The organism is Deinococcus sp. AJ005, from assembly GCF_009017495.1.
Taxonomy (GTDB): domain Bacteria; phylum Deinococcota; class Deinococci; order Deinococcales; family Deinococcaceae; genus Deinococcus.
The window spans coordinates 915799-930835 of sequence record NZ_CP044990.1 but is presented as its reverse complement, the minus strand read 5'-3'; the positions used below and the strand labels follow the sequence as shown (position 1 = coordinate 930835).

Annotated in this window: 17 protein-coding genes; 12 read left to right on the top strand and 5 right to left on the bottom strand. The window is 64.0% G+C overall.

Going from position 1 to position 15037, the window contains the following annotated elements:
• Positions 1-1323, bottom strand: a complete 1323-nt coding sequence (locus DAAJ005_RS06345) for an MFS transporter (RefSeq protein ID WP_226342603.1) — start codon at positions 1321-1323, stop codon at positions 1-3.
• Between the two features lie 287 nt (positions 1324-1610).
• Between DAAJ005_RS06345 and DAAJ005_RS06340 the strand changes: the two genes are divergently transcribed.
• Positions 1611-1868 (top strand): hypothetical protein, encoded by a 258-nt coding sequence (locus DAAJ005_RS06340; RefSeq protein WP_151846371.1) that lies wholly within the window; start codon positions 1611-1613, stop codon positions 1866-1868.
• An 88-nt stretch (positions 1869-1956) separates the two neighbouring features.
• Here DAAJ005_RS06340 and DAAJ005_RS06335 read toward each other — a convergent pair whose 3' ends face one another.
• Positions 1957-2436, bottom strand: a complete 480-nt coding sequence (locus DAAJ005_RS06335; RefSeq protein WP_151846370.1) for a DUF420 domain-containing protein — start codon at positions 2434-2436, stop codon at positions 1957-1959.
• Between the two features lie 266 nt (positions 2437-2702).
• On the opposite strand from DAAJ005_RS06335, the gene DAAJ005_RS06330 reads away from it, so the two are divergent.
• The 5 genes from DAAJ005_RS06330 (at position 2703) to DAAJ005_RS06310 (ending at position 9496) form a co-directional block, all read left to right on the top strand.
• On the top strand, positions 2703-3683 hold the full coding sequence (locus DAAJ005_RS06330; RefSeq protein WP_192930886.1) for a COX15/CtaA family protein: 981 nt from the start codon (positions 2703-2705) through the stop codon (positions 3681-3683).
• On the top strand, positions 3680-4603 hold the full coding sequence (locus DAAJ005_RS06325) for a heme o synthase (RefSeq protein WP_151846368.1): 924 nt from the start codon (positions 3680-3682) through the stop codon (positions 4601-4603). Before DAAJ005_RS06330 ends, DAAJ005_RS06325 begins: the two co-directional genes overlap by 4 nt.
• A gap of 319 nt (positions 4604-4922) precedes the next feature.
• A complete protein-coding gene (gene coxB, locus DAAJ005_RS06320) occupies positions 4923-6233 on the top strand; it encodes a cytochrome c oxidase subunit II (RefSeq protein WP_370519779.1) in 1311 nt (436 codons plus the stop codon).
• A complete protein-coding gene (locus DAAJ005_RS06315) occupies positions 6230-8695 on the top strand; it encodes a cbb3-type cytochrome c oxidase subunit I (protein ID WP_151846367.1) in 2466 nt (821 codons plus the stop codon). Before coxB ends, DAAJ005_RS06315 begins: the two co-directional genes overlap by 4 nt.
• Positions 8696-8806: 111 nt before the next feature.
• Entirely contained in the window at positions 8807-9496 is a 690-nt protein-coding gene (locus DAAJ005_RS06310) for an SCO family protein (protein ID WP_151846366.1), read from the top strand.
• Positions 9497-9620: 124 nt separating this feature from the next.
• Here the strand turns inward: DAAJ005_RS06310 and DAAJ005_RS06305 are convergent, their stop codons facing one another.
• Entirely contained in the window at positions 9621-10313 is a 693-nt protein-coding gene (locus DAAJ005_RS06305; protein WP_226342602.1) for a TetR/AcrR family transcriptional regulator, read from the bottom strand.
• Positions 10314-10488: 175 nt separating this feature from the next.
• Between DAAJ005_RS06305 and DAAJ005_RS06300 the strand changes: the two genes are divergently transcribed.
• Positions 10489-11346 carry an SDR family oxidoreductase gene (locus tag DAAJ005_RS06300; protein WP_151846365.1) on the top strand — a complete coding sequence of 286 codons (858 nt, stop codon included), beginning with the start codon at positions 10489-10491 and terminating at the stop codon, positions 11344-11346.
• A gap of 62 nt (positions 11347-11408) precedes the next feature.
• Here the strand turns inward: DAAJ005_RS06300 and DAAJ005_RS06295 are convergent, their stop codons facing one another.
• Entirely contained in the window at positions 11409-12101 is a 693-nt protein-coding gene (locus DAAJ005_RS06295) for a Bax inhibitor-1/YccA family protein (protein WP_151846364.1), read from the bottom strand.
• Between the two features lie 115 nt (positions 12102-12216).
• Here DAAJ005_RS06295 and DAAJ005_RS06290 point away from each other — a divergent pair, with 115 nt between their 5' ends.
• The 5 genes from DAAJ005_RS06290 to DAAJ005_RS06270 are packed head-to-tail and all read left to right on the top strand — an operon-like array spanning position 12217 to position 14375.
• Positions 12217-12453, top strand: a complete 237-nt coding sequence (locus tag DAAJ005_RS06290; RefSeq protein WP_075835483.1) for a ferredoxin family protein — start codon at positions 12217-12219, stop codon at positions 12451-12453.
• Between the two features lie 4 nt (positions 12454-12457).
• On the top strand, positions 12458-12859 hold the full coding sequence (locus DAAJ005_RS06285; protein WP_151846363.1) for a hypothetical protein: 402 nt from the start codon (positions 12458-12460) through the stop codon (positions 12857-12859).
• Positions 12856-13302 carry a group III truncated hemoglobin gene (locus DAAJ005_RS06280; protein WP_226342601.1) on the top strand — a complete coding sequence of 149 codons (447 nt, stop codon included), beginning with the start codon at positions 12856-12858 and terminating at the stop codon, positions 13300-13302. The genes DAAJ005_RS06285 and DAAJ005_RS06280 overlap by 4 nt, the downstream gene beginning before the upstream one ends.
• Complete coding sequence (locus DAAJ005_RS06275) at positions 13299-13589, top strand: cupin domain-containing protein (protein WP_151846362.1); 291 nt, start codon at positions 13299-13301, stop codon at positions 13587-13589. Before DAAJ005_RS06280 ends, DAAJ005_RS06275 begins: the two co-directional genes overlap by 4 nt.
• 21 nt (positions 13590-13610) lie before the next feature.
• A complete protein-coding gene (locus tag DAAJ005_RS06270) occupies positions 13611-14375 on the top strand; it encodes a Crp/Fnr family transcriptional regulator (protein WP_151846361.1) in 765 nt (254 codons plus the stop codon).
• Between the two features lie 55 nt (positions 14376-14430).
• On the opposite strand, the gene DAAJ005_RS06265 is transcribed toward DAAJ005_RS06270, so the two are convergent.
• Positions 14431-15030 (bottom strand): hypothetical protein, encoded by a 600-nt coding sequence (locus DAAJ005_RS06265; protein ID WP_151846360.1) that lies wholly within the window; start codon positions 15028-15030, stop codon positions 14431-14433.
• Between the last annotated feature and the right edge of the window lie 7 nt (positions 15031-15037).

Genomic DNA, 15037 nt, shown 5'->3' with positions numbered 1-15037 from the left:
CTAAACGTGCGGCGCAGCATCCGAGACAGGTTTGAGGACGGCGGAACTGGTCTCCGTGGGATGTGCGGGCAGGTCATCCTCAATGTCTTCCAGATTCATGGCGCGCAGTTCGGGGGCCAGATACGCCGTGACGCCCACCACGATCAGGGTGACGATGCCACCCAGCCATACGCTGCGGGCCGTGCCCAGCAGACTGGCCGCCACGCCGCTCTCAAAGGCCCCCAGCTCGTTGCTTGCGCCGATGAACATGCCGCTGACCGAATTCACGCGCCCGCGCATGTGATCCGGCGCTTTGAGTTGCAACGTGGCGCTGCGGATCACCATGCTGATGCCGTCGAACAGGCCGGTGGCGACCAGCGCGGCCACGCTGAGATAGAAGTTCTGCGACAACCCGAAAACCATGATGCTCACGCCGAAACCCGTCACGGCCACCAGTAGCGTGCGGCCCGCGCCCTTGCCAGGGGGGCGGCGCGTGGCGTACAGCATCACGCCCAGCGCCCCCACACTCGGGGCGGCCACCAGCACACTTAATCCCACCGGCCCCACCTTCAGGATGTCGGAGGCGAAGATCGGCAGCAGGGCCACCGCGCCGCCGAACAGCACGCTGAAGAGGTCCAGCGCCATGCTGCCCACCAGTACCTGCCGCTGCACCACAAAGGCCAGCCCCTCCTTGATGCTCTGCCAGATCGGCTCGCCGGGGATGAAGCGCGGCGTCGGTTTGGGCTTCACGTAAGCCACGCAGGCCAGCGACACCAGCAGCAGGGCACAGGCCACGCCGTAGGCCGCCCCCGCTCCCACCGACGCATACAACACCCCGCCCAGCGCCGGACCTGTAATGGCCGCCGCCTGCCCCGCGCTGGAACGCCACGCCGAGGCCCGCAGCAGCAGCTCGCGCGGCACCACCTGCGCCTGAAAGGCGGGCAGCGCCGGATCGGAAAAGCCGCGCGCAATGCCCAGCGTAAAGATCAGCGCCAGAATCGGGATGATGCCTCCCACGGTGGCGTGTGGCGCATACAGTGCAAACAGCAATGCACAGATCACTTCCACGCTGATGGTCATCAGCAGGATGCGGCGGCGGTCGTTGCGGTCCGCCACCACACCGCCGAACAGCGCCAGACTCAGGGCTGGAATCGCCTCCACCAGCCCCAGAATGCCCAGCGTCAGCGGATTTTTGGTGATCTGGTAAAGCTGATAGGCCACCGTCAGGGCCACGGCGCGGCTGGCCAGCGTGCTGGTCACGGCAGCCAGCAGCATGGCGCGGAACTCGGGCAGGCGCAGCACGTCCTGACTGGGCGTGGTCTGCAAATTGGGCGGGAGGCGCACCCGCGCAGTGTAGAACCGTGTAGGCGTGACTCCTGAAGTGACATGGCTACGGTCTTTCTTTAACTTTTTGGCGCAACTGATCCGGTGCAGTGCTTCTGCCGACTCTGATTTCAGTTCACCTAAAAAAGTGCAACGGGTGTTGCAATACATCTGACAACGGGTTGTCCCCTCAGAAACGAGGGCCAAGTGGGCTAGACCGTGGAAGCCAGTTCAGAGAACCTTCAGGCAAGCCTGTCCATCTCAGCCCAGGAACATTCTTTTTCGCCGCTATCCAGTATTCTTGAGGGATGCTGATTCTCGAAGGGAAATATATGGTGCAGCCGAACAAGAAACTGGCGATCTACGCCGAGGGCAAGACGCTGCCCGCCGGGACGCTGGAAAGTGATATCGAGGCGTTACAGAAGAAGTGTCAGGGCGAGGGCCGCTGCGATGTGCAGGTCAACACCCAGCACGGCATCATGCGCGGCACCCTGATCGAGAAAAAGCCCTACAAGTTCAGCGGCTGGCACTTCGAGGGCCATCTGGCCTTTCCACCTAAAGCCTGAGCCAACACATAGAAGTAGAAGTAATAGAAAGCGCCGCGCCATCTCCGATCTACACGGAATGGCGCGGCGCTTTTTTACGGACAGGAGGTTAGCTTGTGACTACCTCGCCCCATCTTCCCAGCACCAGATAGATGATCCAGCCAGTCACGGCCACGTACAGCCACACTGGCACGGTCCAGCGCACCCAGGCGCGGTGGCGGTTAAAGAACGGCAGGGCGGCGGGCGCCTCGATGTTGTCCAGATTCCCGGCACGCTTCAGGCCGTTCCAGGCATTCCACAGCGCCACCAGTGCCAATGGCACATTGGCTGCCGCCAGGATGATGTGGCTGATCAGCAGCGCGAAATACGCGGGTTTCCATGCAGGTGGCCCGGTGAAGACCTTCTCGTAGCCCAGGCCCAGACGGGTCAGGTACAGCACCAGAAACACGGTGGCCAGCGCGCTGGCCGTGAGCATGGCGCGCATGTGCAGCACGCGCCGGCCCGTGCGAATGAAGTACACGCCCGTACACAGGGCGATCCCGCTCAGAACGATCATGATGACCGCCCACTCGTTGATGATTGGTGCCATATCGTCAGGGAGTGTAGGGCCGGGGCGGGGGGCGATATGGCCCGGAGGAACAGGAGGACTAGGAACTGAGACTGGACTTCTGGAGCAGAAAGGTTGGGCCGGAAAGTTCTCCACGCGGGACACGTCCAAATTTTCTAGCGCCCATTCCCCACCGGGGGACAATCCGCCGCCCCGCCGCGCGGGTAGAATGCGCTCTGTTATTCGCCGTCCGGTTTCTGGCTGCTGTGTGCGGCAAAGCGCCCGGACGACAAGGGAAAGGTGAGGACTTGAGCAGAACGCTGACTGCCCCGCGCACGCTGCCGGGGGTGTGGTTGCCCCGGCTGGCCTGGGGGGCGCTGGCCTACAACGTACTGGTGATCCTGTGGGGCGCGGTGGTGCGCCTGACCGGGGCCGGGGCCGGGTGCGGGGACCACTGGCCGCTGTGCAACGGCGTGGTGGTGCCGCAAAGCCCCACGCTGCATACGGTGATCGAATTCAGCCACCGCCTGACCAGCGGGGCCAGCGGCCTGCTGGCGATTGCGCTGGTGGCGCTGGCCTACGCGGTCACGCGTCCCGGCCACCCGGCCCGCTTTGGGGCCGTACTGAGCCTGGGCCTGATCATTCTGGAAGGGTTGGTGGGCGGCGCACAGGTGCTCCTGGGCCTGACCGCGCAGAGTACCGATCCGGCGCGCGGCTTCGTGCAGGGCGTCCACCTTGCCAACACTTTCCTATTGCTGGGAGCGCTACTGCTGACGGCGCTGTGGGCTTCCGGCGGGCCGCGCCTGCGTTTGCGTGGACAGGGATTGGCCGGGCTGTGGAGCTTCACGGGTCTGGGGCTGGTGCTGGTGCTGGGCATGGCCGGAGCGGTCACAGCGCTGGGGGATCTTCTGTTCCTGCCCGCCGACGGCACGCCACTCGACACCGTGCGGCGTGACTTCGCGGCCAGCGCGGGCGTGATCGAGAACCTACGGATCGTCCACCCCATGCTGGCGGTCCTGACCGCAGCCTTCCTGGTGTGGCTGGGCCTGTTCCTGCGCCGTGAGCGGCCCTCGCCAGAGGTGGACCGCTGGAGCGTGCTGCTGTGGAGCGTGCTGGGCCTCCAGATGGTGGCCGGATTCGCCAACGTGGCGCTGAAAGCCCCCGCCTGGATGCAACTGGTGCATCTGCTGCTGGCCTGCGCCCTGTGGCTGGCCGCCGTGATGCTGAGTTACCGCGCCCTGACCGCGCTGCGGGCCTCACGCCCGGCCCCGTCAGGGGTGGCCGCATGACCACCACCGGACTGCGGGGGAGCGTAGCGCGGGCCACCTGGCGCGATTACCTGTCGCTGACCAAGCCCAAGGTGATCTCCTTGCTGCTGTGGACCACAGTCACGGCCATGTTCATGGCGGCGCGGGGCTGGCCGGGGCTGTGGCTGCTGATCGTGGTGGGCGTGGCCGGGTTCATGTCTGCCGGGTCGGCGGGCGTGTTCAACATGATTCTTGACCGCGACATCGACATCAAGATGGCCCGCACGGCCAAACGGCCCACCACCAGCGGCCTGATCAGCACCCGCGACGCGGCCATCTTCGGAACCACCTTGCAGGTGCTGTCGTTCGTCATGCTGTGGGTCTGGGGTTCACCGCTGGCCGCGTGGATGAGTCTGGCGGGCTTCGTGACCTACGTGGTCATCTACACCATGCTACTCAAGCGCACCACCTGGCACAACATCGTCATTGGTGGGGCCGCCGGATGTTTTCCGCCCCTGGTGGGCTGGGCCGCCGTCACAGGCGATCTGAACCTGTTCGCGTGGTTCCTCTTCGCCATCATCTTTTTCTGGACCCCGGTGCATTTCTGGGCGCTGGCGCTGATGATCAAAGACGAGTACCGCGAGGTGGGCATTCCCATGCTGCCCGTGGTCCACGGCGACAAACTGACTGTGGCGCAGATCGGCCTGTACGCCATCTATACGGTGGTGCTGTCGCTGATGCCGGTGCTGCTGCACGAGGTAGGTGTGATCTATTTCCTCAGTGCAGCGGCGCTGGGCGTGTGGCTGCTCATTCTCTCCTGGCGGCTGTACAAGCATGTGTTCGCGGGCAACAAGATCGAGCGCCGGGTGGCCGTGCCGCTGTACCTGTACTCGATGCTGTATCTGGCCATTCTGTTCGTGATGGGCGCGGTGGACCGGATCGTCTTCGCGCATCTGGGTTGAGGCCCGGATTGCGGGAAGGAAGAGTACGGGACACAGCGGGCGCGGCAACTCGCCCAGCGGCGCGGCAAAGGACACTTGCCCGCCCCCATTTCTGCTTAGATGGGACCAACGCTTGACCGTTCGGTAAGTCCCGCCTCTTTCGGGGAGACGGGAGCGTGGCAGAAATGGCCCAATCTGCCGCGTGAGGCGTTAAACTGCCAGGGATTCACACCCGAGGATTTGAAGGACAGGGGAACATGGGCCACAAGACTCACAGCGGCAGGACCCGGAGCATCAGGGCCGGAACACAGGATTCAGGGCACAGGATAAGGAGCGGAAGTTGAATACCATACACCGTCACAGCGGCCAGTCTCAGGGGACGCCCCCGCCACATGGGCGGCTCTCACATCACAAGCTGCGGCGCACGCTCGGGCCTGCCCTGGCGGCAGGGCTGGGCGTCACGCTCCTCAGCGGCTGTGGCTCGCAGCAGCTCATCACCTTCGGGGACATGGCGTCGGGTTACAACCGCGAAGTCGCCTTCATGAGCATCTTTGCCATCGCGCTGTCGATCATTATTTTCGTGGGCGTGTCCTACGCACTGTTCTTTACCGTGAACAAGTTCCGTGAGGACAAGCACACCGCAGAGCCGGCGCAGTTCCATGGCAACAACCGCCTGGAAATTATTCTGGTGGTGGTGCCGGTGATCATCGTGATGTTCCTGGCGATCCTGACCGTGCGCAGCATGGCGATCCTCAACCCCGTTGCCGAGACGTCCACCAAGATCGACGTGCTGGGCCGTCAGTTCTGGTGGAACTTCTCGTATCCCGAGACCAAGGCAGACGCGGGCGGCACGGTGGCCAACGGCAACGAGCTGATCATGCCCACCAAGCAGGACGTGGCGCTGACCATCACCAGCGGTGACGTGATCCACGGCTTCTGGGCACCCAACGTAGGCGGCCAGCGCGCGGCCATGCCCGCCACCCTCAAGACATGGAATGTGGACACCGACCGTGCGGGCGTGTATCAGGGCAACTGCTCGCAACTGTGCGGCGGCAGCCACGCCAACATGCGCTACAAGGTGGTGGCACTAGATCAGGAGCGGTACAACACCTTCCTGGCCGCTGCCAAGGCTTACAAAGCCCCCGAACCCGTCGCAGATAGCCCCGAAGCACGCGGCTACGAGATCTTTATAAAAGGCAAGCCTGCCACTGGCGCGCTGGCCTGCGCCGCCTGTCACCGTGTACAGGGCACCACCGCTGCCGGTGCGGCTGGCCCGGACCTGAGCTTCTTCGGGACCCGCCGCACCCTGGGCGCGGGCATGTGGGAAGCCATGACCCCGGAACACTGGGAAGCCCCCGACGCCAAGGCCGAGTTGCACGCCTGGATCAAGCACAGCCCCCTGGTCAAGCCCGGCAGCCTGATGCCCACCTACGACGGCAGCGAGTACCTGGCCGCTGGCAAGAAGGTCAAGGGCGGCGTGCTGACCGACGCCGAGATCGACGACGTGGCCGCTTACCTGCGCAGCCTGAAGCTGCCTGAAGAGGCCAACTACTGGAACGATACGCCCGTCTACGGTTCATCGGACGCGGCTCAGAATGCCCCTGCCCAGACTGCCAAGACCTCTAGTCCCACACCGGGAGGCAACCAGTGACCATTCAGGCCCCACAACAGGTTCCCAGTCACGCGCCCTCTGCCCGGCCCAGCGCCTGGGAAGTCCTCAAGGACTACATGATGACCACCGATCACAAAAAGATCGGCACGCTGTACATCCTCACCAGCCTGATCGGTTTCGCCATCGCGGGCTTTCTGGCCGTCGCCATCCGCATTCAACTGGCGGTGCCGGACAACACCTTCCTGGTGGGCAACACCTACAACCAAGTGCTGACCCTGCACGCCGCGCTGATGATCTTCTTCTTCCTGATCCCGATTGGCCTGTTCGGCTTCGGGAACTGGTTCCTGCCGCTGCAACTGGGCGTGCGGGACGTGGCGCTGCCACGCGTTAACACCTTCGCGGTGTGGCTGTTCATCTTCTCCCTGATTCTGGTCATCACGGGCCTCGCCAACGGCGGCGCACCCGGCGTCGGCTGGACCTTCTATTACCCGCTGAGCGTGGACGCCAACCAGACCGGCGTGGCCGTGCTGATGGTGGCCCTGACCCTCAACGGCATCGCCTCATTGCTGGGCAGTGCCAACTTCGCGGCCACGATTGTCAACATGCGTGCCCCCGGCATGAGCCTGTGGAAGATGCCCATCTTCGTGTGGGCCATCTTCTCCACCTCAATCCTCCAGCTCATCTCGCTGGGCGGTCTGACGGCGGCGGCACTGGTCACGTTCCTGGAACTCAAGCTGGGCCTGAGCATGTTCAACCCCGGCATCGGCGGCGTTCCGGTGATGTTCCAGCAGTTCTTCTGGTTCTACTCTCACCCCGCCGTCTACGTGATGCTGCTGCCTTACCTGGGCATCGGCGCGGAAGTCGCCTCGACGATGGCGCGCAAGCCGCTGTTCGGCTACCGCGTGATGGTCTACTCGCTGCTGGGCATCGTGCTGGTCTCGCTGCTGGTGTGGGCGCACCACATGTTCGCCGTGGGCCTGCCCGAATCGTGGCAGATCGCCTTCATGATCGCCACGCTGATCGTCGCCATTCCCACCGGGGTCAAGATCTTCAACCTGATCGGCACGCTGTACGGCGGGCGCATCATCATGAAGACCCCTACCTACTGGCTGATCGGCTTCATCTTCAACTTCCTGATCGGCGGCATCACCGGCGTGGCGCTGGGGATGATTCCCTTTGATTATCAGGTCACCATGTCGTACTTCGTGGTGGCGCACTTCCACAACGTGATGATGTTCGGCACGGCGTTCCTGGCGATGGCGGGCCTGTACTACTGGTGGCCCAAGATGACTGGGCGCTTCATGGACGAGAAGCTGGGTATGTGGCACTTCTGGCTGTTCATGATCGGCTCGTGGATGACCTTTTTGCCCCAGTACATCCTGGGTCTGCTGGGCATGCCCCGCCGCTACTACACCTACCCCGCAGGCAACTTCGCCTGGACCGAGCTGAACTTCATCTCCACGCTGGGCGCACTGACGCTGCTGGTCGGCGGCGCAGTGTGGTTCTGGAACATCTACATCACCTTCAAAAAGCCCATCACCGCATCGAACAACCCCTGGGGCGGCTACACGCTGGAATGGACCTCCTCCAGCCCGCCCGCCGCGTACAACTTCGCCCATGAGTTCCCCACCACCTTTCCCACCGAGCGCCCGCTGTACGACTGGGAGAAGAACGGCGACACCCTGACGCCCGTGGACCCCAAGACCATCCACCTGCCCCAGGACAGCATCTGGCCCTTCATTACTGCTGTAGGTATCCTCCTGATGGGCTACGGCCTGAGCTTCGGCTGGTTTACCAACTACACGCCCACCGGTGGCCTGCAACCCTTCTTTGAAGCCTCTGCTGGACACGTGTTTGCCAGTCTGGTGCTGTATGTCAGCTTCCCGGTGTTCCTGTACGGCCTGTTCAAGTGGGCCGGAACGCGCGAGTACGCCGTGCCTGTTGCCCACCACCACCTGACCAAGTACGACAACGGCTTCATGGGCATGGCGTGGTTCATCATCTCCGAAATCGGCCTGTTCGGCGTGCTGATCGCCGGATACGTGTACCTGCGTATCAGCGGCCACGCCGAGCCGCCCGCCCTGCGCCCCAACGTCTGGCTGGCCGCACTGAACACCCTGATCCTGGTGTCTTCCTCGTTCGTGCTGCACCGCGCCGAGCAGGACAACCACCACGGCAAGCTCACGCGCTTCCGCCTGGGCCTCTTCATCACCCTGATCATGGGCGCGGCATTCATGCTGTTCCAGATCTACGAATTCTCGCTGTTCGGTGCGGAAAGTGACTGGAAGCAGAACCTGTGGCAGGCGTGCTTCTTCATCATCGTGGGCCTACACGGTCTGCACATCATCATCGGCGGCATCGGCGTGGCCCTGCCCTACTACCAGGCCATGACTGGCAAGATGGACAAGTACAACCACGGTTCCATCACGCCCGCCAGCATGTACTGGCACCTGGTAGACGTGGTGTGGCTGCTGATCGTGGCGATCTTCTACGCCTGGTAGACGGGCTGGAGAGCAGCAGGAAAGAGAGAGGCGGGAACGGCAGAGATGCTTTCCCGCCTCTCTTTTGGTCATGGGGACACCCGCCCACCGCAAACCGCCTAGCCTGAACGCATGAAATGGTTGACGGGCGTTCTGCTGGTGGTTGCGGCGATTCTGGGTGGACTGCTCTTTGCGCGGCAGGCCAGCCCCAGCGTGACGGGCGGTGAGGCGCTGGACAATCCGGTGACGTTGCCCGCCCTGAGACTGGTGGATGACCAGGACACAGCAACGACGCTGGCCAAAGGCGACGGGCGAATGCGGCTGGTCTTCTACGGCTTCGTGCGCTGCCCGGATGTCTGCCCGGCCACGCTGGCGAGCCTCAAGAACAGCTATGAAACGCTGAAGCCAGAGCAGCAGAAAAAGCTCCAGATTCAGTTCATCACCGTGGACCCTGGTTTTGACACCCCGAAGGTGGTTCGTGCTTACCTAGACCGTTTCGATCCCGCCTTTACCGGGTTGACGGGTCAGGCCGATACCATCGACGAGGCGGCCAGAGACATGTTTGTGGCGAACGTCAAGCCGCAGCCGACGATGGTCATGGACCACAGTGCCCACACGGCGACTCCTGATGCAAAGGGCGCGGGCAACGCCGAGGCCGCTGGGGCCACAGCCACCGAGGCCGCCCGCATCCACGGCGATCAGGTCAGCGTGGTGAACTCTCAGGGCCAGTTCGTGCGCGTGTATACCAATTCGGAAGTGATCGGCGGCGAGTTGCAGCAGGACCTGCCAGGATTGCTTCGGATGTATGGCGGCGGGAAGTAAATAAAAGCGTCTTGGCGAATGATTTCGGAGCATCTGTCAGCAGAGTTGTCGTGCCGAGCGAAACCGGGGAGCAGAGCGAGACCTTTTGGCTGCGCTCTCCTGCGGACTTTCAGAGCTTGGTAACTCAGGACGACACTTCCACCTTTGCCAGTCTTTCCAACCACTCCTCCAGAAGCTGCCGCTCAGCCACAGAAAGGATATCTGGAGCTTCGGCCAGAACCGCCTGTAAGGCAACAGCGCGGGCAGCCACCCGCTGAGGGCCGGGCTGCTCTCCAGAACTGTCCACAGGGGCCTGAGCCGTAAGGACGGCGGACATCACGGCCTCGCGCATGGCGGTGGCAAGCTGGGGATCGCGCGCCTGGGGCGGCGTGGCGATCAGTTCCAGCGTCACGCCTTGCCCCGCTGCGGCAATGAGCTGTGTGGCGCGCGGCACACTGACCCGCAGCCGCCCCGCCTGGGCCACGCGGTTGATCAGCCCTTGCAGGATTTCCAGACCGTCGTGCGCCGCCTGTGTCGCAGGCAGGGCAGCTCGGTTCCCGTACATCAGGCCATAGACCGCCGGATTGGCAAGCCCGAAGGCGACATGGATATCCCAACCGCGCCGCAGGTCCTGGGCAGGATCGTCGGTGGGGTCAAAGGTGGCCTCTTCTGCAACATACCGGGCCAGGGTCTCGCGGGCCACCGCGTCCAGCAGCCCCTGCATATCCCCGAACTGCCGGTAAATGGTGGGGGCCTGCACCCCAGCGGCAGCGCTAACTGCCCGGCTGGACACCGCTTCACGCCCACCCTGGGCCAGAAGCTGAGCCGCCGCTTCCATGATCCTGCTCCGGGGACTCTCCATTGTGGCGGTGGTTAAGGACGGCATTGAGGCGACGATAACATATTGGCGTTATCACCGATTGCGCTACCGCTGGTTTTCTGTTAGCGTTTCCAGCGTTAACATTCACCCTGCGGGCCTGGGCCGCGTGGGGCGATTTGTGAAGGAGCAAAGCATGATCATCATTACCGGAGCCACCGGCCAACTGGGCCGCGCCATCGCCACGCAACTCGTCACCCGCATTCCTGCCGCTGGGATAGGTGCCAGCGTCCGCGATCCGCAGAAAGCCTCCGATCTGGAGGCGCTGGGCGTGCGTGTGCGCCAGGGGGATTTCAGTGACCCCGCCAGCCTGCCATACGCTTTTGAGGGCGCGACTCAGATTCTGCTGGTGTCCTCCAACGCGCGGGCACAGGGCGGCGATCCGCTGGCGCAGCACGCGGCGGTCATTGACGCGGCCCGCACGGTGGGCGCACGGCGCATCGTCTATACCAGTCAGATTGCCGCCAGCCCCACCTCTGCCTTCGGGCCTGCCGTGGATCATGCGGCCACCGAGAAAATGCTGGCCGCATCTGGTCTGGCCTGGACCGCCCTTCGCAATGGCTTCTACGCTTCCGTCGCCCTCACCATGATGGGCCTGGCGCTGGAAAGCGGTGTGATGGCAACCCCCGATGACGGCAAGATCGCGTGGGCGACGCACGGCGATCTGGCCGGGGCGGCGGCCACTATCCTGGCAAACGAGGGCCAGTACGACGGTCCTACGCCGCCGCTGACCGGCTCACAGGCGCTGGATTTCACCGATCTCACAGGCATCGCCTCGGCAGTGTTGAGCCGTTCCATCCGGCACGAAACCTTCCCTGATGATGAGTTGGCCGCCAAGCTGGGCATTCCGGCGGGCGCAGCAAAATTTATGCTGGGGATGTACCTTGCCAGCCGGGCGGGCGAATTTGGCCCCGTCAACCCGACACTGGAGGAGTTGCTAGGACGGCCCCAGGAGACCATGCGCGAACTGATGGCGGCAACGCTGAAAGGCTGACCCAAGACATCAAAAAACCGCCCCAGCCAGTGCCGGGGCGGTTCTTTTGATGCGACTCAGGTTTAGCTGCGGCTGCCGCTAAACAGGCGCAGGATGAACAGGAACATATTGATGAAGTCCAGATACAGACGCAGTGCTCCGTTGATGGCGGCGCGTTCGGCTTGCTCGCCCTCAATGCCGCTGAGGGCCATGTTGCGAAGCATCTGCGTGTCGTAGGCCGTCAGGCCCGCGAACAGCAGCACGCCGATGACGCTGATACCAAAGCTCAGGGCGCTGCTGGCGACGAAGATATTGACGATCAGGGCGATAATCAGGCCGATCAGGGCGAACATGAAAAAGCGGCCCATCGCGCTGAGGTCCTTTTTGATCACGTAACCCACCACGCTCATGGCTCCGAAGGTTCCGGCGGTGGTGGCAAAGGCGCTGATGACGGCAGTGGGGCTGTAGACGAACAGCAGGGCACTGAAGGTCAGGCCGGTCAGAGCTGCGTAGGCGATGAACAGCATTCCGGCTACCGAGCTGCTCAGGCGGTTGGCAAAGATGCTCAGACCGAACACCAGACCGAGTTGAACCAGCAGCAACGGCATCCGAATCTGCATGATCTGGTAGGCAAAGGCTTCGTTCTGGGCGGTTAGGTAAGCGATTCCGGCAGTCAGGGCCAGCCCGGCGGCCATCCACGAATACGTGCGGGCCATGAACGTGCGGACAATTTCTGCCGTTCGGGCCTGCGATTGGGGCATAGGATAGGTCTGCATACGTTCCATGATACGAGAGCAGAATGGGAAAAGTTCCCGCCCTGACCCTGCCGATCTTGAACGCCCCTTGACCCAGGTCATTGCCCTGCCCAGCGCCGTCTGCCACACTCCAGGCATGACCCATATCATCACCAGTCCCTGCATTGGCACCAAGGATCAGGCTTGCACCGAGGTCTGCCCGGTGGAGTGCATCTACGACGCCGGAGAGATGTACCTGATCCACCCCGACGAGTGTATCGACTGCGGCGCGTGCGTTCCCGCCTGCCCGGTCAGCGCGATTTTCCCCGAGGAGGACGTGCCCGCCGGAGAGGAGAGCTTCATCGCCCGTAACTACGAATTCTTCGGGGTCTGAGGCCATGACGCCGCTTTCCTGGTTGTCTGGCCTCAACATCCTGCTGGTGGGCCTGTGGGTGGGCATGTACCTGTTCACTACCTTCGTGGTCAGCCCCGCCTTCACCGAACTATTCCCGGATGCGGAGGTGCGCCGCAGCCACCGCCGACTGGTGGGGCGGCATTACGCGCGGGTCAACGGCCCGCTGACCGCCGTGCTGGGCGCGGTGGCGCTGGTCATGATCTTTACGGGTGGTGCGGTCCCAGTGTTGTGGGCCGAGTTACTGCTGCTGGCGCTGATCGGCGGGACGGTGGCGCTGCATGTCCGCCGGGCCTCGGTGGCGGGCGCAACCGTGCCCGGCTGGATCACGAACGTGACGCTGGGAGCCAGTGTGCTGCTGTGCGTCGCCGCCGTGGGGGCTGCGTGACCGCGTCTTCATCTGGGCCAATGCTGCTGACCGCCGATGGAGACACGCTGTTCTCGCGCATTGGCGAGGAACGTCTGCGGGCGCTGCTGTGGGGCTTTTACGCCGAAGTCGTAAAGGACGAACTACTGGGGCCAGTCTTCAGGCAGCGCGTCGGGCCGTTTCCGGGGGCTGGGTGGCCGGTACATATCGCCCGGCTGGAAGGCTTCTGGCGGGCGGTCACGGGCGGCCCCAGCGCTTACCGGGGGCAGCCCGGTCCGGCCCACAGCAATCTTGGCGCAGAAGCAGCCCACTTTGACCGCTGGCTGGCGCTGTGGGAAACGGCGCTGGCCGAACATCTCAACCCGCCGGAAGCACAGGCTCTACTGGTGATGGCGTCGCGCATGCGGGTGTCATTGCAGCGCTTTGCACTGGCTGGAGCCTCTTTACAAGGAGAAAAATCATGACCACCGAACCCACAGATATTCAACGCGCCGCACCCCCACAGGTCCTGACCGTCACCCCGCACGGGCGGTCACTGCTGTTCACGCTGGAGACCGGGCAGGGCATTCCGCCCCATCGCCACCCCAGTGCGCAGGCCATTCTGGCCGTCCTGTCGGGCGAGATCGAGGTCCGGGCGCAGACCACGCAGACCCTGAAGGCAGGCGAGGTGGCGGTCCATGACGGCAACGAATCCATCAGTCTGCTGGCCCTTCAGCCGGGGCAGGTGCTGGTGACGCTGTTAGGTGGCTGAAGCGTGGCAGCATAGACCCCTGTGACCCCTGAACGCGCCCTGGCCCTCCTGCGTCATGCCCCCATTTTTCAGGGCGCGCAGGAAGCCGATCTGTTGCCGCTGGCCGAACGGGGCCACTTCCTGGGGCTGACGCGTGGACAGCATCTGTTTCAGGCTGGGCAGCCCGTGGAGGCGCTGTATGTCGTCGCCAGTGGCAGTGTGCGGGTTTACCGGCTGGCGCGCGGCGGACGGCGCGAACTGACGTTGCATGTGGAGGGGCCGCGACAGTTGGTGGCAGGAATCGCCGCCTTCCAGAGTCGGGCGGTCTACCCGGCCCACGCGCAGGCCCTCCAGAGTCCCACCGAACTGCTGGCCCTGCCGGTGGACGCGGTGCGGCAGGCCGTGTTCAATACGCCAACACTGGCACAGGCGGTGATCGCCTACTTCGCGCGGCGGCAGGCCGAGTTGCTGGGACGGCTGGACAGTCTGGTCTTCAGCGAACTGGGCGAGCGGCTGGCCGCCTACCTGCTGGAACATGCGGCCACGCCACACGCCCTGCCCACCAATTCCGAGTTGGCCGCGCTGCTGGGCACCGTGCCAGAAATCGTTAGTCGCAAGCTGGGCGAGTTTTACCGGCTGGGCCTGATCGTGCTGGAACGGCGCACGGTGCGGGTCTGCGACGCGGCGGAACTGGCACGGCTGGCAGGCGGCACAGTCCCAGCGGGGGACGCGGTGACAGCGGGTGGTGCTGCGAGTCCAAAAGACACAGTGGACCCAAAAAACACAGCAAAGGAGGCGGGGCGCTAGGGTCTCCCCCACCGCCCCGCCGCTCTTCTCAACTTCTGTTTCTCAACCCCTGCGCTCAGTTGCCGCCCTGGCCGATCCGTTCGCTCTGGAGACGGCCCTTGCCCGCCGCGTCATCCAGCTTGATGGCCCCGTGCTGACGCATCAGGCTCAGGGCCTCGTCGGCGCGGGCCGTGCTGGGGTCACGGGCGATCACGATGACGTGGCCGTCGCTGATGCCCGCGTTGAAGCGCTCGGCCTGCACCGGGGGCACGCCCATGCGGCGCAGCAGCGTCACGTAGTCGCCACTGTCACTGCCCGACAGCGCGCCGAACAGGCCGCCCAGGGTCAGGCCGCCAATCGCGCCGTACATGATGCCCAGCAGCCCGCCTTCCTGATAGATGCGGGTTACCGGGAAGACCAGGATCAACAGCCAGATGGGCACCGTCAGGGCCAGACTCGCCAGCACCCCCATCAATCCGCCCCGGATGACGGCTGCCGATCCAGCAGGCGCGCCCTCCTCCGGGCTGACCCCCGTGGACTGCGCCAGCTCTTCCTCAGCCACGGCGTCGCTCAGGGCAAAGCCCAGATGATCGCGTTCAAAACCACGGGATTTCAGGGCTTCCAGTACAACCTTGGCCTGATCCGGCTCACGAAAGAGGGCAACAACGCTTTCCATACCTGCA